Annotated in this window: 20 protein-coding genes and 2 tRNA genes; 17 read left to right on the top strand and 5 right to left on the bottom strand. The window is 37.3% G+C overall.

What is annotated here, in order from left to right; translation table 11 throughout:
- The first annotated feature begins 769 nt into the window (after window positions 1–769).
- From cydA to ybgE, 4 genes are read left to right on the top strand one after another with little or no spacing between them, the layout of a single operon-like run.
- Window positions 770–2,338: a cytochrome ubiquinol oxidase subunit I gene (cydA, locus tag GTK47_RS16305; protein WP_165125192.1), complete on the top strand. Its 1,569-nt coding sequence runs from the start codon at window positions 770–772 to the stop codon at window positions 2,336–2,338.
- A 14-nt stretch (window positions 2,339–2,352) separates the two neighbouring features.
- Complete coding sequence (gene cydB / locus GTK47_RS16300) at window positions 2,353–3,510, top strand: cytochrome d ubiquinol oxidase subunit II (protein ID WP_098943855.1); 1,158 nt, start codon at window positions 2,353–2,355, stop codon at window positions 3,508–3,510.
- A 12-nt stretch (window positions 3,511–3,522) separates the two neighbouring features.
- Window positions 3,523–3,636 (top strand): cytochrome bd-I oxidase subunit CydX, encoded by a 114-nt coding sequence (gene cydX, locus GTK47_RS16295; protein WP_069370099.1) that lies wholly within the window; start codon window positions 3,523–3,525, stop codon window positions 3,634–3,636.
- Window positions 3,636–3,920 carry a cyd operon protein YbgE gene (gene ybgE / locus GTK47_RS16290; protein ID WP_165125189.1) on the top strand — a complete coding sequence of 95 codons (285 nt, stop codon included), beginning with the start codon at window positions 3,636–3,638 and terminating at the stop codon, window positions 3,918–3,920. Before cydX ends, ybgE begins: the two co-directional genes overlap by 1 nt.
- A 104-nt stretch (window positions 3,921–4,024) precedes the next feature.
- On the opposite strand, the gene GTK47_RS16285 is transcribed toward ybgE, so the two are convergent.
- Entirely contained in the window at window positions 4,025–4,912 is an 888-nt protein-coding gene (locus tag GTK47_RS16285) for a LysR family transcriptional regulator (protein WP_165125186.1), read from the bottom strand.
- An 89-nt stretch (window positions 4,913–5,001) separates the two neighbouring features.
- Here GTK47_RS16285 and GTK47_RS16280 point away from each other — a divergent pair, with 89 nt between their 5' ends.
- The 11 genes from GTK47_RS16280 to GTK47_RS16230 all read left to right on the top strand — a co-directional run bounded on the left by GTK47_RS16280 (window position 5,002) and on the right by GTK47_RS16230 (window position 12,772).
- Window positions 5,002–6,372 carry an MFS transporter gene (locus GTK47_RS16280; protein ID WP_165125183.1) on the top strand — a complete coding sequence of 457 codons (1,371 nt, stop codon included), beginning with the start codon at window positions 5,002–5,004 and terminating at the stop codon, window positions 6,370–6,372.
- Window positions 6,362–6,769, top strand: a complete 408-nt coding sequence (locus GTK47_RS16275) for a DUF4440 domain-containing protein (RefSeq protein ID WP_165125180.1) — start codon at window positions 6,362–6,364, stop codon at window positions 6,767–6,769. Before GTK47_RS16280 ends, GTK47_RS16275 begins: the two co-directional genes overlap by 11 nt.
- Window positions 6,770–7,078: 309 nt before the next feature.
- Complete coding sequence (gene ybgC / locus GTK47_RS16270) at window positions 7,079–7,474, top strand: tol-pal system-associated acyl-CoA thioesterase (protein WP_069370103.1); 396 nt, start codon at window positions 7,079–7,081, stop codon at window positions 7,472–7,474.
- Window positions 7,474–8,160, top strand: coding sequence for a Tol-Pal system protein TolQ (gene tolQ / locus GTK47_RS16265; protein ID WP_075672726.1), 687 nt, complete (start codon window positions 7,474–7,476; stop codon window positions 8,158–8,160). Before ybgC ends, tolQ begins: the two co-directional genes overlap by 1 nt.
- A gap of 22 nt (window positions 8,161–8,182) precedes the next feature.
- Entirely contained in the window at window positions 8,183–8,608 is a 426-nt protein-coding gene (gene tolR, locus GTK47_RS16260) for a colicin uptake protein TolR (protein WP_023581195.1), read from the top strand.
- A 28-nt stretch (window positions 8,609–8,636) separates the two neighbouring features.
- Window positions 8,637–9,680 carry a cell envelope integrity protein TolA gene (gene tolA / locus GTK47_RS16255; RefSeq protein WP_165125177.1) on the top strand — a complete coding sequence of 348 codons (1,044 nt, stop codon included), beginning with the start codon at window positions 8,637–8,639 and terminating at the stop codon, window positions 9,678–9,680.
- A 142-nt stretch (window positions 9,681–9,822) separates the two neighbouring features.
- Window positions 9,823–11,118: a Tol-Pal system beta propeller repeat protein TolB gene (gene tolB / locus GTK47_RS16250; protein WP_075672728.1), complete on the top strand. Its 1,296-nt coding sequence runs from the start codon at window positions 9,823–9,825 to the stop codon at window positions 11,116–11,118.
- A 46-nt stretch (window positions 11,119–11,164) separates the two neighbouring features.
- Complete coding sequence (gene pal / locus GTK47_RS16245) at window positions 11,165–11,659, top strand: peptidoglycan-associated lipoprotein Pal (RefSeq protein WP_165125160.1); 495 nt, start codon at window positions 11,165–11,167, stop codon at window positions 11,657–11,659.
- A 9-nt stretch (window positions 11,660–11,668) separates the two neighbouring features.
- A complete protein-coding gene (cpoB, locus tag GTK47_RS16240; protein WP_165125158.1) occupies window positions 11,669–12,436 on the top strand; it encodes a cell division protein CpoB in 768 nt (255 codons plus the stop codon).
- A 153-nt stretch (window positions 12,437–12,589) separates the two neighbouring features.
- Window positions 12,590–12,665, top strand: a tRNA-Lys gene (locus GTK47_RS16235).
- 31 nt (window positions 12,666–12,696) lie between these two features.
- A tRNA-Lys gene (locus tag GTK47_RS16230) sits at window positions 12,697–12,772 on the top strand.
- Window positions 12,773–12,934: 162 nt separating this feature from the next.
- Here GTK47_RS16230 and GTK47_RS16225 read toward each other — a convergent pair.
- A complete protein-coding gene (locus GTK47_RS16225) occupies window positions 12,935–13,822 on the bottom strand; it encodes an aminoglycoside 6-adenylyltransferase (protein ID WP_165125155.1) in 888 nt (295 codons plus the stop codon).
- A gap of 254 nt (window positions 13,823–14,076) precedes the next feature.
- Here GTK47_RS16225 and pnuC point away from each other — a divergent pair, with 254 nt between their 5' ends.
- The gene (gene pnuC, locus GTK47_RS16220) at window positions 14,077–14,805 is read left to right on the top strand and encodes a nicotinamide riboside transporter PnuC (RefSeq protein WP_277603112.1); all 729 of its coding nucleotides are present in this window, start codon (window positions 14,077–14,079) and stop codon (window positions 14,803–14,805) included.
- A gap of 243 nt (window positions 14,806–15,048) precedes the next feature.
- Window positions 15,049–16,101, top strand: a complete 1,053-nt coding sequence (gene aroG / locus GTK47_RS16215; RefSeq protein WP_165125152.1) for a 3-deoxy-7-phosphoheptulonate synthase AroG — start codon at window positions 15,049–15,051, stop codon at window positions 16,099–16,101.
- A 77-nt stretch (window positions 16,102–16,178) separates the two neighbouring features.
- Here the strand turns inward: aroG and GTK47_RS16210 are convergent, their stop codons facing one another.
- The 3 genes from GTK47_RS16210 to modF form a co-directional block, all read right to left on the bottom strand.
- Window positions 16,179–16,985 carry a tetratricopeptide repeat protein gene (locus GTK47_RS16210; RefSeq protein WP_165125149.1) on the bottom strand — a complete coding sequence of 269 codons (807 nt, stop codon included), beginning with the start codon at window positions 16,983–16,985 and terminating at the stop codon, window positions 16,179–16,181.
- 279 nt (window positions 16,986–17,264) lie between these two features.
- On the bottom strand, window positions 17,265–18,017 hold the full coding sequence (gpmA, locus tag GTK47_RS16205; protein ID WP_036938379.1) for a 2,3-diphosphoglycerate-dependent phosphoglycerate mutase: 753 nt from the start codon (window positions 18,015–18,017) through the stop codon (window positions 17,265–17,267).
- 389 nt (window positions 18,018–18,406) lie between these two features.
- Complete coding sequence (gene modF / locus GTK47_RS16200; protein ID WP_165125146.1) at window positions 18,407–19,873, bottom strand: molybdate ABC transporter ATP-binding protein ModF; 1,467 nt, start codon at window positions 19,871–19,873, stop codon at window positions 18,407–18,409.
- Window positions 19,874–20,056: the final 183 nt, after the last annotated feature.

Here is a 20,056-nt window from a genome sequence, read left to right as displayed (position 1 = left end):
TAATTGGTTATTTATTTTTTACGTTAATAAAGGTTTTGCGTTTTATTTGTTAAGTACAAATTTATTGCACTTTATTTATCTAGAATAAAAGAGAAACGAAAAAAGAAATAACATTAGAAATTGATAATCAAGATTAGACTTTATATATTTTTTTATTAGATAAAATAATTGAGTTAATTTTTTTATATTTACATTTTTGTAAATTTCAACTTATTAATTAATAGATTATTTTTTTAAAATATTTATTATTTACCTGCAAAAAAATGGAATTGATATTAAAATTAATGAAAAACAATTAAAAGTGTTTATTTTTAAGTCTTTTATGAAAATAAAAAGTTAATTTTATTATGGAAAATATAAGGAGGTAAATTACACTTAAAAATAAAAACAACATTGCATTAACACAATGGTAACTATTGGGTAATTTATTCGCAACTAGTTAACATTAAAGTGTTTTTTTGATGTGGGTCAAGTTATTAATTGTGGCAAAAATTTCTGAATATGCTTAAATTGGCACACGATCAAATATGCTGTTACAAACCTAAAAGTCGTATTGTTGACCTAAGCTCAGAATTCAAATCTGGGTCACGCAAAATATATTTATTATATGTAAATATAAGCGTACTATTTGTAAGGTATTGTGTTTTTGGTCTTTAATATTCGTTGTTGTTTTTAGAGGCATTTATTGCTGGTAGTTATGAGGCTTTATAATTTAATAAAGTCGGGTTGCCGCAAGTCGGTGTCTTCCTGCTAGGAGCAAGGAGTCAAGATGTTTGATATTGTCGAACTGTCACGGTTACAGTTTGCCTTAACAGCAATGTATCACTTCCTGTTTGTCCCATTAACGCTCGGTATGGCGTTTATGCTGGCAATTATGGAAACGATATATGTTCTGTCGGGTAAACAAGTTTACAAAGATATGACAAAGTTCTGGGGTAAGTTATTTGGTATTAACTTTGCTCTGGGTGTCGCAACTGGGTTGACCATGGAGTTCCAATTTGGTACTAACTGGTCATATTTCTCTCATTACGTCGGTGATATCTTCGGTGCGCCTTTAGCAATCGAAGGTCTGATGGCGTTCTTCTTAGAATCAACTTTCGTCGGATTGTTCTTCTTTGGCTGGGATCGCTTAAGTAAGAAGCAGCACTTGATGGTAACTTGGTTAGTTGCTTTCGGTTCTAACTTCTCTGCTTTGTGGATCCTCGTTGCGAATGGTTGGATGCAAAACCCTGTCGCTGCAGACTTCAACTTTGAAACCATGCGAATGGAAATGTTGAGTTTTGCTGATCTGGTTTTAAACCCTGTCGCTCAAGTTAAATTTGTTCACACCGTTGCTGCTGGTTATTGTACTGGTGCATTCTTTGTTCTGGGTATCAGCTCTTACTACCTGCTCAAAGGTCGTGATATCGGTTTTGCAAAACGTTCTTTCGCAGTTGCTGCTACTTTTGGTATCGCTGCTGTATTATCTGTTATCGTTCTGGGTGATGAATCTGGTTACGAAATGGGTGACGTACAGAAAACTAAACTGGCTGCAATTGAAGGTGAATGGCATACAGAAGCTGCTCCAGCTGCATTTAATCTGATTGCATTCCCTAATCAAGAAAAAATGGAAAACTCGTTTGCATTACAAATCCCTTATGTCATGGGTATTATTGCAACGCGTTCTTTCGATACACCTGTTTTAGGTCTTAACGATCTGATGGGTCAGCATGAAGTTCGTATTCGTAACGGTATGAAAGCTTACGAATTATTAAGCGAATTACGCGCAGGTAATACTGATCCTGCTATTCGTGCTGCATTTAATGACGCTAAACAAGATTTAGGCTACGGCTTATTACTGAAGCGTTATACTGATAAAGTTGTTGATGCAACAGAAGAACAAATCAAAGCTGCTGCAAAAGACACTATTCCTAATGTCGCACCACTGTTCTGGTCATTCCGTATCATGGTTGCCGCAGGCTTCCTGATGTTACTGGTTGTTGCGATTTCCTTCTGGACAGTTCTGTCTAACCGTATTGGTAACTATAAATGGTTACTACGTGCTGCTCTGTTTAGTATCCCATTACCGTGGATCGCAGTTGAAGCAGGTTGGTTTGTTGCAGAATATGGACGTCAACCATGGGCGATTGGTGAAATCCTGCCTACGGCTGTAGCAACTTCTTCACTGACACAGGCTGATATCCTAGTATCTATGGGTCTTATCTGTGGTCTGTACACACTGTTCCTAGTTGCTGAAATGTTCCTGATGTTCAAATTTGGTCGCCTTGGGCCGAGTAGCCTGAAGACGGGTCGCTATCACTTTGAACAGAAGAATACATCTTCTGCACAAAGTAAGTAACACAGGAGTCCACTATGTTTGATTATGAAGTATTGCGGTTTGTTTGGTGGCTACTGATTGGTATCTTACTGATTGGCTTCGCGGTCACTGATGGTTTTGATATGGGTGTCGGTGTGTTACTACGCGTTATCGCGAAAGATGACACTGAACGTCGTATTTTAATTAACTCTGTTGCTCCTCACTGGGATGGTAACCAAGTCTGGTTAATTACAGCAGGTGGTGCATTATTCGCTGCATGGCCAATGGTATATGCTGCGGCATTCTCTGGTTTCTATTTTGGTATGATCTTCGTACTGGCGGCATTATTCTTCCGTCCAGTAGGTTTTGACTACCGTTCTAAATTAGAATCACCAAAATGGCGTGGTATGTGGGATTGGGGTATCTTTATTGGTAGCTTCGTTCCACCATTAGTTATCGGTGTTGCTTTTGGTAACCTATTACAAGGTGTTCCATTAGAAGTCGATAGCATGCAACGTGTATCTTATAATGGTACAACTAACGCGCTTATCAACCTATTAAGCTTATTAAACCCATACGGTTTATTAGCAGGTGTTGTTAGTTTAATGATGATTGTTGCACATGGTGCAAGCTATCTTCAAATGCGTACTACGGGTGAGTTACACGAGCGTACTCGTAAAACAACTTACATTACCTCTTTAATCACTTTCGTTGCTTTTGCATTAGCAGGCGTGTGGTTAATTTATGGTATTGATGGTTTCGTTATTACAAGTGCTATTGATACTGCAGGTCCTTCATCTCCACTACTAAAAACAGTTTCTCACGAAGCTGGTGCATGGATGATTAACTACAACAACTATCCAGTATTATGGGCTCTGCCTGCATTAGGTCTGTTATGTCCTTTACTGGCGATTGTTGCAACTAAAGCAAATAAAGGTGGTTGGGCATTCCTGTTCACTTCACTGACAATTGCTTGTGTTATCCTGACTTGTGGTGTGACTATGTTCCCATTTGTGATGCCTTCAAGCACTTTCCCAGATGTGAGCTTAACAATGTGGGATGCAACTTCTAGCCTGTTTACTCTTCAGGTAATGACAGTTGTTGCGATTATCTTCGTACCTATCGTTCTCCTTTACACCATCTGGTGTTACTGGAAAATGCATGGTCGCCTCGATAAGAAATTTATCGAAGGCAATAATCATACTCTGTACTAAGGAGCATAGAGAATGTGGTATTTTGCATGGCTTCTCGGAACGCTCTTCGCTTGTAGTATTGCGGTGATCGCAGGACTGGCTTTCGAGCACGCTGAAGCGAAAAAAGCTTCAGAAAGTGAAGAATAATGTTGGATAAAACCTACCAACTACTCGACAAGGGCCCTATTAGGGCTCTTGTTTTAATCATGGCGTTGGTAATGGCATTTTGTGTCATGTGGGATCCTAGCCGATTTGCAGCGAACACGAGTTCACTAGCAATTTGGCAAGGGATCCTTCTTATTTGGTCTGTGTGTGCTGGTGCTACTTTTGGTCTAGCATTTCGCCCTAAACATGTTGTAGCAAAATGTTTATTACATCCAATCCCTGCAATTATTATTTTAGTTGTTGGGCTAAGTTACTTTTTCTTCTAAGAAAATACCTTATTTCTGCTCAGTGTATGAGAAAGAAATAAGGTATTTTATCTTCTAACTATTTCTTCTAAATTTCTCTTCTAAATTCCCTAACATATCTAGCGTTATAGCTGGATATTTTCTTTTAAGTAATCAATAAAAAGACGTGTTTTTCTTGGGATATATTCGCTATAAGGGAAAATAATATTAACGGATTGCGTTAATAGGGAAACCTCAGAAAATAGTACGACTAATTTTTTTTCTAATAACTCTTGCTGAATGTACCAATGCGGCAAAATAGTCATCCCAGAGTGTGCGAGTACCATTTTTTTTAATGCCGCAATAGTATTGGTTTCAAAATAAGCATCTTGAGCTAACTGAGAGAGTAGGGTATTAAATTCTGAAGACGATGAAAGCTTACTTTGACGTAAATTACTATTTGCTAAATAAGGGATAGCGCTTAAGTCATCGATAGCTTTTATTGAGAACTTCTGCAATAAATCAGGAGAGATAACCAAACTTATTTCATAATCAGCCAGCTTTGTCGATCGATAATTGCTGTCTTTTAATGTGCCAAGCCGGATCGCAAGATCAAGTTTATGATTTATTAAATCTTCAATAGAAGAATTAAACGCATACTGTACTTTTAGCTTTGGGTGTAATTGCATAAATTGATTAAGCAATGGCAAAATATAGTGTTCACCAAATTCCGCAGTCGAACTTAACCGCAACGAACCCTGCAATTCTTGTTGTCCTAATCTAGCCTTATCTAATGTTTGTTCTAACTGACTTAACACGAGGCGGAAATCTTGATAAAGCATTTCGCCTGTTTCAGTGAGTGAGAATCGTCGCGTATTACGATTGAGTAATGACACGTCCAATTCTGTTTCTAACGCTTTGATATGAATACTTACCATTGATTTACTTAGGCGCAAATATTTTGCGGCTTGAGTAAATGATCCTGTATCAACAACAGCAATAAAAGAGCGAATTCGATCAATTTGGTTTTGCATGATTGTTTACTCTGATTAAACAATAAATTCTATTTTGTCAGATAGACGAAATTCGTCAATCTTCCGTACTCTATGCGCGGAGGATTTTTATGACTTACCGCTATCGAATTGCATCTATATTTCTGCTGGGTTTCTTTATAGATTGTATTAACATTTTTATGTCAGCCATTGCATTACCTGCAATTGCCGATGATATGCAAATCTCTATCGTTTCTGTTACATGGGTTTCAAATAGTTATATTTTAGGATTAACATTAATTATTCCATTGAGCCACTGGTTATCTCAACGTTTTGGAATTAAAGCATTGATGGTAACGTCAATGTTGATGTTTAGTCTATCCGTTGCATTAGTGGGATACTCTCACTCTTTTAGTGAACTTATTTTTTGGCGCTTTATTCAAGGTGTGAGTGGTGGATTGTTAATCCCAATTGGGCAAGCATTAACCTTTCAATATTTTCAAGGATATGAGAGAAGCAAAATCTCTACGCTAATTATGGCAATAGCCTTAATTGCACCCGCAATATCGCCGACATTAGGTGGATTTATTGTTGATGTTGTTTCGTGGCGTTGGGTTTTTTATAGCAATATTCCATTTTCATTGTTAACCGCGTTTCTAGCGTTTATCTGGGTAAAAGAGCCTTTACCTAAAGAAAACGCTATGCCTGATATTAAAGGTATCATTCTTATTAGTCTGATCATTGTATCTGGGTTATTCGCGTTATCTGCTTATGGCGAATACCACTCAACATTACTCGCTTTAGCGATTGCCGTATTCTCAATAATTTTTGCTGTACTTTACTATTGCCATTATCGACACCATTCATCACCAGTTATTAATTTAGCATTATTAAAAAATAGAAATTTATCACTCTCTATTTTTATTTATTACTGTATTCCCGGTGTTTTTACTGGAGTAAATATTCTCGCTATTTTCTATTTACAACAATATTTGAAATTTACAGGTCAAGGTACAGGTATTTTTATGTTGTTGTATGCATTAGGTGCTTTTATTTCAATGACAATAAGTGGTGCGCTTTATAATAAGTTAGGGATGAAACGTTTATTTATTATTGCATTGCTATTACACAGTATTGGTATTTCTTTATTAACATTTGTAAATAGCAGTAGCGATATTCCATTACTTATTATTGCTTATCTAATTATCGGCGTAGGTGGCGGGATTGGCGCTAACACCGCACAAACCACGGCATTGTATGATTTCGGTGCACAAAAATTAGTTCAAGCAAGTGTTATTTGGAATATTAATAGACAGGTTGTTTTTAGTGTCGGGGCAACTATGGTTGCTATGTTATTTAATATTCTTTCTCTTTTTTGTTTACCACAAACAGCTTATAGCATGACTTTTTTAATATGTGCGTTGATAGGCATATTACCTCTTACTTTATTATTTACACTAAAGAAAAAAGTTATTACACAGGAAATACAAGATGAATTTTAATACTGACTCAATTATAGAAAGCATTAAATCTTTGCATGATGAGATTGAAACGGTTTTTACGCAATATCCCCTATCAGTCGATGCCATTACAAAAATAGAAAATCTTTTATCTCAAGAATTTTCAATGGTAGGGATCAGTGGAAAAGCAGTGAGTTATGATGACGTTATCGCGATGTTCAGACAAAATGCAGGAAAAAGAAGTGGTCTTAAAATAAAAACGGACGATTATAAAATAATTTATCAGTCTGATTGTTTGGCGCTTGTCAGATATCAAGAAACACACAGTGAAAATAAGAAAATTCTTATGCGCGAATCGGTGGTGTTATTGAGACGCAATTCTCATGATGAGTGTTGGCAGTGGCACTATCTTCATGAAACACCAATCTCAAATAATTGATTGATTTATATGAAAAACCAGTTTTTAACTGGTTTTTTTATGTCATTAAAAATAATACTACTAAATAAGACAATCTATGAATTTCTAATTAGCAAGCATTTTTATGCTGACTTAATAAAAATATTTTTTCTATTCAGAGCACAAAGCATATTGCGTGTTGCAAAGAAGAGTTTATGATTGGCGCCTGAAAACTGCGTTTTCTATTCTTTACGTTACTATGATTCCCTTAGAGCGACCTCTTAAGTATAGTTAGGTAACTTATAACTACATTATTTATGGACTTAACTCAGGAAATGTAAGGGAGGTAATATGCAGTTTCTTTGGCCTGTTCGTGTTTATTATGAAGATACTGATGCTGGTGGTGTTGTTTATCACGCCAGTTATCTGAAGTATTTTGAACGCGCTAGAACTGAACTACTCAGAGAAAAAGGTTTTCATCAGCATGATTTACGGGAGTATGATCATGTTGTATTTGTTGTACGTAAATTATCAATAGAATATATTGCGCCAGCTCGACTTGATAATCTTTTGCAAATAGAAAGTGAAATTACCACATTGCGTGGTGCTTCAATGACATTTTCTCAAAAGATTATTAATGAAGATGGTTGTGTATTGTGTAGCGCAGAAGTGCTCGTTGTCTGCGTAGATTCATCAAAAATGAAGCCAGTAGCGCTTCCTAAGTCCATTATCGCGGAGTTTAAGTAGTGGCTGACATGAATGTTATCGATCTCTTCCTAAAAGCAGGGCTTTTAGTCAAGTTGATCATGTTGCTTTTAATCGGATTTTCTATTGCATCTTGGGCGATTATTATTCAGCGAACTAAAGTTCTGAATGCCGCCGATCGTGAAGCTGCAGATTTTGAAGATAAATTCTGGTCAGGTACTGATTTGGCACGTTTATATAAAGATAGCCAAGCTCGTCGTGATGAATTATCTGGCTCAGAGCAGATTTTTCATTCTGGCTTTAAAGAATTTGCGCGTTTGCATCAGGCAAGCGTTCATGCGCCTGATGCGGTTGTTAATGGCGCATCAAGGGCAATGCGTGTCTCTTTCAATCGTGAATTAGAATCTTTAGAAAACCATATTCCTTTCCTAGGTACTGTCGGTTCCATCAGTCCATATATTGGCCTGTTCGGTACAGTCTGGGGGATCATGCACGCATTTATTGCATTAGGTAGTGTTAAACAAGCAACATTACAAATGGTCGCACCCGGCATTGCTGAAGCTCTGATTGCAACAGCTATCGGTTTATTTGCGGCAATCCCCGCAGTTATGGCTTATAACCGGTTTACGCAGCGTGTAAATAAACTGGAACAAAGTTACGATAACTTTATGGAAGAGTTCCTGACGATTTTACATCGCCAAGCTTTTGCCTCCGCAGAAAAGAAATAGTTAACGCAGAAGGAGAGAGCTGATGGCACGGGGTCGCAGTAGCCGCCGAGGCGTAAAATCAGAGATTAACATTGTTCCTTTGCTAGACGTATTATTGGTACTGTTACTTATTTTTATGGCAACAGCACCTATTATCTCGCAAAGTGTTGAGGTTGATCTTCCTGAAGCAACAGAGACACAAACTGTTTCAAGTAGCGATAACCCTCCTGTGATTGTCGAAGTTGCAGGTGTTGGGCAATACAACATTCGTGTTGATCAGGAAGTATTAGAATTATTACCACAAGAACAGATTATGGCTGAAGCCAAACGACAATTGGAAAAAAATCCGAAAGTTGTATTTCTTATTGGCGGTGCTAAAGATGTTCCTTATGATGAGATAATTAAAGCGCTCAACATGTTACGTCAAGCAGGTGTTAAATCTGTAGGTTTAATGACTCAACCTATGTAATTAGGTTGAAATAAGTTTGGATGATAGCGTGGGAAAGAAGACGAAACCAATCCGAAGTAAATTGAGCGGTTCAGTTATCTTGTCTACCGCCTTGCATTTACTCGTTATCGCATTGCTTATCTGGGGGTCATTAACTCAGAAATGGGATTTAGGTGGCGGCGGTGGAGAAGACGGGCAAGTTATTGATGCTATTATGGTCGATCCTAATGCTGTGGTACAGCAGTATAATCAACAGAAAGCGCAACAAGCTAATGTCCAAAAAGCCGAGCAAGTGCGTAAAGAGCGTGCAGAGCAACAAGAAGAAGAGCTGCGTCAGCAGCAAATGAAAGAACAAGAACGTTTGAAAACGTTAGAAGTTGAACGTTTACAAGCGAAAGAAGCGGCAGAAGCTCAAAAACGTGAAGCTGCATTAGCTGCTGCGAAAGCAAAAGAAGAACAAAAAGTTGCAGAAGAAGCAGCTGCACAAGCGAAAGCAGAGCGTGATCGCATCTTAAAAGAACAAGCAGATGCTAAACAACAAGCGGAAGCTGAAGCGAAAAAACAAGCTGAGTTAGCAGCGAAGCAAAAAGCGGAAGAGGCAAAAGCTAAAGCCGAGGCAGATGCTAAAGCCAAAGCCGAGGCCGATGCAAAAGCGAAAGCTGCAGCAGAGGCAAAAGCGAAAGCTGCTGCGGAAGCTAAAGCCAAAGCTGCTGCTCAACAACAAAGTAAAGCAGTAGATAGTTTACTTGATGGTTTAATGGCTGATGGTAACAAACAAAGCGGTGCAGCTGCAGCTGGCCAAGGCGGTGGAAATCGCACTGGTGCCAATAATGCAGGTGTTGCTACTTATATTGGACAAGTGAAAACAGCTATTGAACAGAAGTTTATTGACCCTGAGTTGTATAAAGGGCGAACTTGTGAGCTAAAAGTCAGTATTGCACCTGATGGCTTGTTAATCAGTGCGAAGGTTGTTGGAGGCGATCCTTCTTTATGTCAAGTGGCATTAAGAGCAGCGAATACCGCTAAATTACCTAAGCCACCGAAAGATGTTTACGAGCAAGTAAAATCATCAGTAATTGAGTTTAAACCATAAAACTGTCTGATTGTAGGAAAACATACACTAATTTATAGCTATTTTAGAATGTTATTGATGCGTTGTATGGTGTTGTTGAAAAGCGTTTGTTACTATTCTGTGCGTTATTGCGTAATAACCGCAATAATAAAAGGGAGACATGATGAAGCAGGCATTAAATGTTATTTTCGGACTTTTAATATTATGCGTAACCACTCTGGCTAACGCTGAAGTTCGAATTGAAATTACACAAGGGGTGAATACTGCACGCCCTATCGGTGTCGTTCCTTTTAAATGGGAAGGTACTGGTCAAATGCCAGAAGATGTTGCTGGTATCATTGCAGCTGATTTACGAAATAGCGGAAAATTCAATCCAATTGATGTATCTCGTATACCTCAACAACCGGTTACTGCTTCTGAAGTCCAGCCTGCACTTTGGACTGCATTAGGCATTGATTCTGTTGTTGTGGGACGTGTGCAACCATCAGCGGATGGTCAATATTTAGTTAGCTATCAGTTAGTGGATGTTGCTGGCTCACCAGGTGCGGTTTTATCTCAAAGTGAGTTTAAAGTGCCATCTAAATGGTTACGTTACTCTGCACATACTGCTAGTGATGAAGTTTTTGAAAAACTGACTGGTATTCGTGGTGCATTCCGTACACGTATTGCTTATGTTGTTGTGACAAATGGTGGCGCATATCCTTATGAATTGCGCGTTTCAGATTATGATGGATTTAACCAAGATCGTGTTTATCGTTCATCACAGCCATTAATGTCACCAGCATGGTCGCCAGATGGTGCTAAACTTGCTTATGTGACCTTTGAAAGTGGTCAATCTGCTTTAGTTGTACAAACATTAGCAACGGGTGAAATTCGTCAAATTGCATCATTCCCAAGACATAATGGTGCGCCTTCGTTTTCACCTGATGGTTCTAAACTTGCATTTGCTCTTTCTAAGAGCGGTAGCTTAAATCTGTATGTTATGGATTTAGCGAGTGGGAATATGACACAGGTAACCAATGGCAGAAGTAATAATACCGAGCCAACTTGGATGCCAGATGGACAAACTTTGGTCTATACTTCAGATCAAGGTGGAAATCCTCAGATTTATAAGGTTAATATTAACGGTGGAACACCAGAGCGTATTACTTGGGAAGGTAAACAAAACCAGAACCCAGCAGTAAGCCCAGATGGTAGTTTCTTAGTTATGGTGAGTTCTGAAAGCGGTAGGCAACATATCGCTAAGCAGGATCTGGAAACGAATTCCGTACAATATCTAACAGATACGTTTCTGGATGAAACTCCAAGCATCGCGCCTAACGGCACAATGGTTATTTATAGCTCTACACAAGGCTTAGGCACCATTTTGCAGCTAGTATCGACTGATGGACGTTTCAAAGCGCGTCTTCCGGCGACTGATGGTCAGGTTAAAGCACCTGCCTGGTCACCGTTTATGTGATGCATAAAAATTATGTATGGCAAACAAAATAAAGGAACAAATAGAGATGCAATTAAACAAAGTGTTTAAAGGGTTGATGTTAGCATTACCACTCGTTGCTGTTGCAGCATGTAGCTCAAACAAAAACGAAGATCAAACTGATACAAGCAATGTACCAGTTGTTGAACAAGGTCCTACTGCTGAAGAATTAGCACGTCAGCAATTAGAACAACTGAAACAACAAAACATCGTTTACTTCGGTTTTGACAAATATGACATTAGCTCAGACTACGCTAACCTGTTAGATGCACACGCTGCATTCCTGCGTGCAAATCCATCAGTACGTATCACTGTAGAAGGTCATGCTGACGAACGCGGTACTCCAGAATACAACATCGCTCTGGGCGAACGTCGTGCTAACGCTGTGAAAATGTACCTGCAAGGTAAAGGCGTATCAGCTGATCAACTGTCAATCGTTTCTTACGGTAAAGAAAAACCAGCTGTACTGGGTCATGACGAAGCCGCTTACGCGAAAAACCGTCGTGCAGTACTGGATTACTAAGAGAACGGCATGAACAACAGTAACTTCAGACCTTTCTTGATGAGTCTGTTGTTACTGGTTGGCGTAGCGGCTCCTGTAGCCGCTATTGCCCAAGCGCCAATCAGTAATATCGGTTCAGGTTCGACCGATGAACGACTCGCCCAACTTGAGCGTTTTTCAAATGCTCACAGCCAGCTTTTGACCCAATTACAGCAACAACTCGCTGATTCTCAGCGTGATATTGATATGTTACGTGGTCAAATTCAGGAAAATCAATACCAGTTAAATCAAGTTGTTGAACGCCAACGCAATATCTATCAACAATTAGATAGCCTTGGTGGTGGAGCTTCAACATCAACCGAAGCCACTCAACCTGATAATACTGCTTCTTCAACACCTTCTGCTGCAACTAGTTCAGGAAAAGGTGATGAGAAGGCCGATTATAATGCAGCAATTGATATCGTATTGAATTCTAAAGATTACGATAAGGCGATTGTTGAATTAAACAACTTTATCAATAACTATCCAAAGTCTAGCTATCAATCAAATGCACAATTTTGGTTGGGTCAGATGTATTATCTAAAAGGTAATAAGGATCAGGCTGCAAGCACATTTGCTATCGTTGTTAAAAACTATCCAAAATCTCAAAAAGCAAGTGAAGCCTTTTATAAAATTGGTTTGATCATGCAAGAGAAAGGGCAAAAAGATAATGCTAAAGCTGTTTACCAACAAGTGATTAAGCAATATCCAAATAGCGCTGGCGCTAAATTAGCGCAAAAGCAGCTAGGAACACTCTAATTATTGACCCCGTAATGTAAATGTTGCATTTTCGGGGTTAAATGATTGTTTTTTCAACGGTTGAACTTTTTTTTGAAAAAAAACGTTGCACAAAAACATTAAATCAGTATTATTACCCGCCGTTGCCACAGAGAATGTGGTGAGTTCGAAAAAGGGTCGTTAGCTCAGTCGGTAGAGCAGTTGACTTTTAATCAATTGGTCGGGCGTTCGAATCGCCCACGACCCACCATTTTCGAATACCAATCCGTTTTTATTGAAATGGGTCGTTAGCTCAGTCGGTAGAGCAGTTGACTTTTAATCAATTGGTCGGGCGTTCGAATCGCCCACGACCCACCATTTCAAACCTCTTCCTATATATCTATCATTCCCTAAATAGTAAACAAACACTTAGTTGTCTTTCCGTTTCTTGATAGTGCAATTCATCGCTTTACTAAACAGTGAGATAGTTTTCTCAAAATTGAAAAAACTACCTAGCTTTAATCTAAAATGAGATTCAAATCAGTAATGATAAATAATTGATGACGTGATTTGGGTGTATTCATTTTCAGTCAAAAATTCATTATCGATTAACCAATCACTGACCAATTCTTGCGTTTTTATTGCTGTATCAATAGGGTGATTGAGGCGTTTCGATGCATCAAGAAAAAATTTCATCATAATAGAAAGTGTTGCTGCTGCTTCATAGGGTGTACTCATAGCAAGAGTACTTTCCAATGAACGCAATGAATAAAATTTAGGTAGCCATTCTTTTAAGTTTTTCCCTTGATACCAAACATCTTGTGTTGGGGTATCGTGCAGCGCAACTTGTTCAAGTAATGCTATCAGCCATTCACGCATATCATTCATACGATAATTAGCAGACCAAAATTCATGTCGTAGAATGGCTATAGCGACTTGTGTTGCCTCAAACCAGAATTCTTGAGCATTATTACATGCTTGCTCTTTTGAAAGCATAGGGGGCGTTATAGTGCTAATTTCAGGAAGCCCGTCACATAAACTCGTTTTATCAAGTAAGATTTGATATCCACGCTGGTAAACTGGGCTAAGTCCTTCAGTTTTCATGTTAAAAATACGCTCAGGTTCTGCCATCATAATGTCCATTTTGCGGCCTTGAGCTAAAACATGTAAATAAATAGGCCAAAACTTACTTTTGGGATCTTCACACTCTAACTGTAAGCTGACAAGAGCATCACCAAATTGTGATAACCAATGTTGGTTTTTTGCGAGCTCTGTCGCACCATAACCGATAAGCTCTATATCAATATCAGAATAACTGTCTATCTTTCTATTGCGTCCTAACGATCCTGTTAGTACTACTGCCTCAATTCTAGGATCGAGGAGAGCAAAAGATAGCATGCGATCGATTAAACGTGTTGTTGGCTCCATATTTCTCTCTAATAAGTAAAATGTAATAAAGTTATTTGTCGTTTTTATTGTTTAAAAAGTAAAATTAGAATAATTTGTTTAGTATATAAAACATTTGTTTGTTATTTTTCTAAAGCAGAAACATAATGTTTAATATTAAAAACTAAGTACCATTATAAATATGAATTTATAATATATCTTTACTACTTTGCAAAGATGTCGCAATAACCCATATTTTCTTTGTTTTTTTCTATGATTAAGTCGGGGTTGTAAAAATGGATGTGATGAGTTGGTTTAGTATCAATAATATTTTAGTCAATATCCCACTCGGAGACGGTGGATATCCACTCTCATGGATTGAAGCTGTTGGCACCATCGCTGGTCTATTGTGTATTTGGCTTGCAAGCCAGGAAAAAATTATCAACTATTTATTTGGACTTATTAATGTCACCTTGTTTGCCATTATTTTTTTCCAAATTCAACTATACGCAAGCTTACTCCTTCAAATATTTTTCTTTGCCGCTAATATTTATGGATGGTATGCATGGAGTAGAGTGAATGACTTTGAACAAGCTACACTGAGAATACGTTGGTTAAAATCGAGTCATCGTCTCTTCTTAATCGTTGTTTCGATAGCTGCTATTGCTGCCCTTACTTTCAATATTGATACCGTATTTGGCTATTTAGCCGTTGTTGCTGTTGATATATTAAATGTCTTTGGTGCAAGTTTACCTACGCCAGTTCTTGAACCTGACGCTTACCCATTCTGGGACTCTACAATGACAGTTCTTTCCATTGTGGCGATGATCTTAATGACACGGAAATTAGTTGAAAACTGGCTAGTTTGGTCAGTTATTAACGTGATTAGTATTGTTATATTCTACAAACAAGGCGTTTATGCAATGTCTGTTGAATATATCATCTTACTGGCTATTGCTATTAATGGTTCTCGTTTGTGGATCAAAACAGCAAAACGCTCTAGCAGAAATAATTATCTCTCCTAATAAAAAAGGCTGGTAGAGTTATCTTTCTCTCCAGCCTTACTATTCATTGTTTTTATTCTTATCTTTAACGCAATTTTGAATCATTATTTTGCTTAAATGCGCTATTTCCCTTTTTATTGGAATTTTTGGAAAGGTGACTATAGGTGCTTTAGGTTGAAAGGGTGTTTACAGATAGAAAACGAATGGTTAGATTGGAAAAGCAATAATAACATTGACTAGATAACATAGAGTGGATACACGGGAATGAATTATCAAAATGATGACCTTAAAATAACACAAATTAATGAACTCTTACCGCCAGTTGCTTTATTGGAAAAGTTTCCAGCAACTGATAATGCGGCTTTTACAGTTCGTCATGCCCGTGAAGCTATTCATCAAATCCTAGCAGGAAAAGATGATCGTCTATTAGTGGTAATTGGACCTTGTTCTATTCATGATCCAAAAGCTGCGTTGGAGTATGCGCAACGTTTAAGTCTTATTAGAGAAGAGCTTAAAGATAAACTTGAAATTGTTATGCGTGTTTATTTTGAAAAACCACGTACAACAGTAGGCTGGAAAGGTTTAATTAATGATCCTCATATGGATCATACCTTTGATATTAATGAAGGTTTACGTATTGCTCGTAATCTTTTATTAACCATCAACGATAGTGGCTTGCCAACAGCTGGCGAGTTTTTAGATATGATAACGCCTCAATATGTTGCTGATTTAATGAGTTGGGGTGCAATTGGTGCTCGTACTACTGAATCTCAGGTACACCGTGAGCTATCTTCTGGTTTATCTTGTCCTGTTGGTTTTAAAAATGGTACAGACGGGACTATTAAAGTTGCTATTGATGCAATCAATGCAGCTGGATCGCCACACTGTTTTCTTTCTGTCACTAAATGGGGCCATTCAGCCATTGTGCGCACAGCAGGTAATGGTGATTGCCACATTATTTTACGTGGTGGTAAAGAGCCAAATTACAGCGCTGAACATGTTGCAACAGTAAAAGAAGGGCTTAAAAAAGCAGGTTTACCACAAAATGTGATGGTTGACTTCAGCCACGCCAATAGTTGCAAGAAATTTGAGAAACAAATGGAAGTTGGTGCTGATATTTGCCAACAAATTAGCTCAGGTGAAAAAGCATTAATCGGCGTTATGGTTGAAAGCCATTTAGTGGAAGGTAGCCAGTCATTAGAAAGCAGTGAACCATTGGTTTACGGTCAAAGTATCACTGATGCTTGTATTGGTTGGGATGATACTGAAATACTGTTACGCCAATTAGCAGATGCGGTTGTTGCTCGTCGCGGTTAACTGATATTATATTAGTACACAAACTGTAATACCGTTGATAATTAATCAACGGTATTTTTTATGAAAAAGAAAATAAGTTAGTCATGTACCTTTAATAGATCAAGTCTAAATTTAGCGGGTTTAAACCCAAGCTCATATGACTTTTGATACCATTCACATGCTTTTTCTTTGTCAGCAATGACACCCAATCCTTTTTCATATAAATAACCGATATTATAAATAGCTGAGGGATCATTATCTTCAGCCGCCTTTAAATAGAAGGTCATTGCTTTCTGATAATTCTGCTCAACTCCTAAGCCATGTTGATATGAATAAGCAATATTATTGTTTGCTTTAATGTATCCATTACTAGTTGCTTTTAAATACCATTCCATTGCTTGTTGATAATCTTGAATAACACCATTTCCTTCAAAATATAGAACACCAAGATTATTTTGAGCCATCCCAAATCCTTGAGCTGCAGATTTTAAATACCAGTTCATAGATATTTTAATATTTTTTTCTACACCAAGACCTTTACTATACAGATAAGCAATATATGTTTGTGCTCGAGGGTTATTTTTATCTGCTGATTTTAATAACCATTCTATTGCTATTTCATAATCTTTTGGAAAAAAAAGATCTCCTTTCATGTAGAAAAAACCTATTTTTGCTTGAGCCTCCGCATTCTCGTTATAAGCAGATAATAAATAAAATTTGCGGGCTTTGTTTTTATCATTCTTAGCAAAATAAATATCGCCTAAGTAAAGCTGATAATGTGAAAGGCTTTGTTTAAATAGAGAGGGAGAAGGATCATTTATTTTATCCTCCTTAAACGGGAATAAAACAAACATTATTATAAACATAATAATAATAAATAGAATGGTAGCTATTTTTAATTTCATATTAATATCCCTATTTTAATATGCGTTTGTTATAAGCGTTTTATATTTATAAATAATTAAATGACTTAAAATCCAATGGTGACAATATATTAAATATTTAATAACTGTAAGTGATAATTTAATATTTTTTAATTAAGGCTATCGAGTTAAATATTATATTTTTTATATAAAATAAAAAATAATATGAAAAAATTGAAATTTAGAAATTTAATATAAAAAAATACCGCTATTTCTAGCGGTATTTATCATATAAACCTAAATTAATAGATTTAACGCAAATTATTTTGCTTTACCTTGGTTAGCAACAGCGGCTGCTTTTGCTGCGATTTCGTCAGCATTACCTAAGTAGTAACGTTTGATTGGTTTCATGTTTTCATCAAATTCGTAAACTAAAGGTACAGCTGTTGGGATATTCAGCTCAAGAATTTCGTCTTCGCTCATGTTGTCTAGGTATTTAACCAGAGCACGCAGTGAGTTACCGTGAGCTGCAATAATAACTTTCTCACCAGAAGCAACACGTGGTTTGATAACTTCTTCCCAGTATGGTGTTACACGGTCGATAGTTAATGCTAGGCTTTCTGTTAATGGCAGTTCTGCCGCAGTTAAAGATGCATAACGAGGATCTTTACCTGGGAAACGTTCATCGTCTTTAGTTAATTCTGGTGGAGTGATAGCAAAACCACGACGCCATTGTTTAACTTGCTCGTCACCGTATTTTTCAGCAGTTTCAGCTTTGTTTAAGCCTTGCAGAGCACCGTAATGACGTTCGTTTAATTTCCAGCATTTTTCAACTGGCAGCCATTGTTGATCAACTTGATCAAGAATGTTCCACAGGGTGTGAATTGCGCGTTTCAGAACAGAAGTATATGCATAGTCAAAAACGAAACCTTCAGCTTTCAGCAGTTTACCTGCTTCTTGCGCTTCATTACGGCCTTTTTCGGACAGCTCAACGTCAGTCCAGCCTGTAAAACGGTTTTCTTTGTTCCATACACTTTCACCGTGTCGAACTAGCACAAGCTTAGTTACTGCCATAGTTTAGACTCCTATAATTACTTTCTTAATATAAGTTTAAAATTAGCACTTCAATCATTATATGGATCATCGACAAGAACGCCAAACATAAGTGACAAAACAAGGGGGATTAAGTCAAAAATGTCGTTTGTTCGATGAATTATTGCACAGTTGTCACACCTTTTGCTTAATCGTTCAAGCTATTAATCTAGCGGGATCGGCGTAAAAAAACAAAATATCCGTTTTGTATAAAAAATAGACGAAAATAGCGCCTGTAAAAACGACACATTCTTTATTTATTATTGTTCAAATAATAAGCAAGAAAATGTCGATTTAAATAAAAATTCAGACCTAAGTTTAGCGTTAATTTCTAAAATCATTGCCCTGATTATGACAGTAAAAATGAACATTTAACAAATTTCTTGCTGGTAACGATAAATTTCGCCTTCTTTAATAAAAGTCAATCGATGAGTAATACACGATGGCGCATCTTCTTGATGGTGGCTCACAAACAAAAGTTGCGTATTACTGTGGCTTATCATGATATCAATAAAACGCTGTACTAAGAGCCGGTTCGTTGTGTCTAATCCTTGCAATGGCTCATCAAGAATAAGTAAGGTAGGGTGTTTAACTAATGCTCTAACAATTAACACTAAGCGTTGCTGACCCCAAGATAAGGCATGAAATGGATGATTAGCATGTGCAGTTAAACCAATTAACGCTAACCATTCATCAGCAAGTTTTAGCTGTTTATCTGTAATCGCTTGATAAATGCCAATAGAGTCATGGAAACCTGAAATAATGACATTTTTTACCGTTGAAGAAACACGGTAACTCTGATGTAAGGCATTACTGACATAACCGATATGGCGTTTAATTTCCCATACTGTTTCACCACTTCCTCTTTTACGGCCAAATAGCGTTAAGTCATTGCTGTAGCCTTGAGGGTGATCACCCGTAATTAAACTTAATAGTGTCGATTTCCCTGCACCATTAGGGCCTAAAATCTGCCAATGTTGCTGAGGTTTTACCTCCCAGCTTAAATGGTGAAGAACAGGTTTGTCGTTATAGCTCACTACACCATCTTTTAGCACGATAGGAGAAAGAGTCGGTGATAATTGAGGAATGGCATCAGGTGAATCTTGTTCAGGTAATGTGAGATTTTCTAGCGTTTCACTGTGAGATAATTGGCCTATTACTGAGTCAGATAAAACCTGTTCTTTCTTGCCGTTGGCTACCAATTCACAATTAATCAGTAGACCTGCATACTGAATAAAATCAGGAATATCATTAAAACGATTTAGAATGAGTACGATAGTCAGATTTTGTTGATGTAATAGTGTTAACAATTCATTTAAAGCACGGCGAGAATCAACATCTAACCCATCAAAAGGCTCATCTAAAATGATTAAATCAGGTTTATTCATTAAAAGTTGAATAAGCAATATTTTTCGAGATTCACCTGTAGATAGATATTTAAAACGTCTTGATAAAAGATATTCAACACCAAATTGCTTTGCTAATAAAAAGCATCTGTCATCATCTTTTACCTGCATTTGAATAACTTGAGCAACGGTTAAGCCAGTATCTTCTTCACCTTCACTTAATAAATCTGTGTTATTACGACGCCACTCTTCTTCAATCATTTTTTGCAGTTTTTCAAAAGAGAGACTAATTGGACGAGAAAATGTGCTGATAAACTCACCAGAGAGCAAAATACCTTCTTGGCTTAATGCATTTGCTAAGGCGGTTTTGCCACTTCCATTACTGCCTACAAATGCCCAACTTTCACCTTCATTTATGGCTAAATTGTCAATTTGTAAACAGAGTTTATCACTTAAGCGGAATTGTGTTTTGTTGAGTTGTAAGTGTTTCATTATTATTAGCCTTATTTTTTTAATGTAAGCTAAGTGCAAGTTAAGTATCTAGCAATATAGGGTTAATAGAAACTTGTCAATATTTGCTGAAAGAACTTTTTCCAAAAGCCTTATACACCTACTATTTAATGATAACCTTTAAAATGCGTTTCCTATGTAAATATATAAATATCTCTTTAAGGA

Origin of the sequence: Proteus sp. ZN5 (assembly GCF_011046025.1) — a bacterium.
In the GTDB taxonomy this organism is placed as follows: domain Bacteria; phylum Pseudomonadota; class Gammaproteobacteria; order Enterobacterales; family Enterobacteriaceae; genus Proteus.
The sequence above is the reverse complement of the archived record's forward strand: the minus strand, read 5'-3'. Positions and strand labels throughout refer to the sequence as shown.

Coding starts and splice junctions, on each gene's coding strand:
- cydA (WP_165125192.1), top strand. CDS start 770: ATGTTTGATATTGTCGAACTGTCACGGTTACAGTTTGCCTTAACAGCA.
- cydB (WP_098943855.1), top strand. CDS start 2,353: ATGTTTGATTATGAAGTATTGCGGTTTGTTTGGTGGCTACTGATTGGT.
- cydX (WP_069370099.1), top strand. CDS start 3,523: ATGTGGTATTTTGCATGGCTTCTCGGAACGCTCTTCGCTTGTAGTATT.
- ybgE (WP_165125189.1), top strand. CDS start 3,636: ATGTTGGATAAAACCTACCAACTACTCGACAAGGGCCCTATTAGGGCT.
- GTK47_RS16285 (WP_165125186.1), bottom strand. CDS start 4,912: ATGCAAAACCAAATTGATCGAATTCGCTCTTTTATTGCTGTTGTTGAT.
- GTK47_RS16280 (WP_165125183.1), top strand. CDS start 5,002: ATGACTTACCGCTATCGAATTGCATCTATATTTCTGCTGGGTTTCTTT.
- GTK47_RS16275 (WP_165125180.1), top strand. CDS start 6,362: ATGAATTTTAATACTGACTCAATTATAGAAAGCATTAAATCTTTGCAT.
- ybgC (WP_069370103.1), top strand. CDS start 7,079: ATGCAGTTTCTTTGGCCTGTTCGTGTTTATTATGAAGATACTGATGCT.
- tolR (WP_023581195.1), top strand. CDS start 8,183: ATGGCACGGGGTCGCAGTAGCCGCCGAGGCGTAAAATCAGAGATTAAC.
- tolB (WP_075672728.1), top strand. CDS start 9,823: ATGAAGCAGGCATTAAATGTTATTTTCGGACTTTTAATATTATGCGTA.
- pal (WP_165125160.1), top strand. CDS start 11,165: ATGCAATTAAACAAAGTGTTTAAAGGGTTGATGTTAGCATTACCACTC.
- cpoB (WP_165125158.1), top strand. CDS start 11,669: ATGAACAACAGTAACTTCAGACCTTTCTTGATGAGTCTGTTGTTACTG.
- GTK47_RS16225 (WP_165125155.1), bottom strand. CDS start 13,822: ATGGAGCCAACAACACGTTTAATCGATCGCATGCTATCTTTTGCTCTC.
- pnuC (WP_277603112.1), top strand. CDS start 14,077: ATGGATGTGATGAGTTGGTTTAGTATCAATAATATTTTAGTCAATATC.
- aroG (WP_165125152.1), top strand. CDS start 15,049: ATGAATTATCAAAATGATGACCTTAAAATAACACAAATTAATGAACTC.
- GTK47_RS16210 (WP_165125149.1), bottom strand. CDS start 16,985: ATGAAATTAAAAATAGCTACCATTCTATTTATTATTATTATGTTTATA.
- gpmA (WP_036938379.1), bottom strand. CDS start 18,017: ATGGCAGTAACTAAGCTTGTGCTAGTTCGACACGGTGAAAGTGTATGG.
- modF (WP_165125146.1), bottom strand. CDS start 19,873: ATGAAACACTTACAACTCAACAAAACACAATTCCGCTTAAGTGATAAA.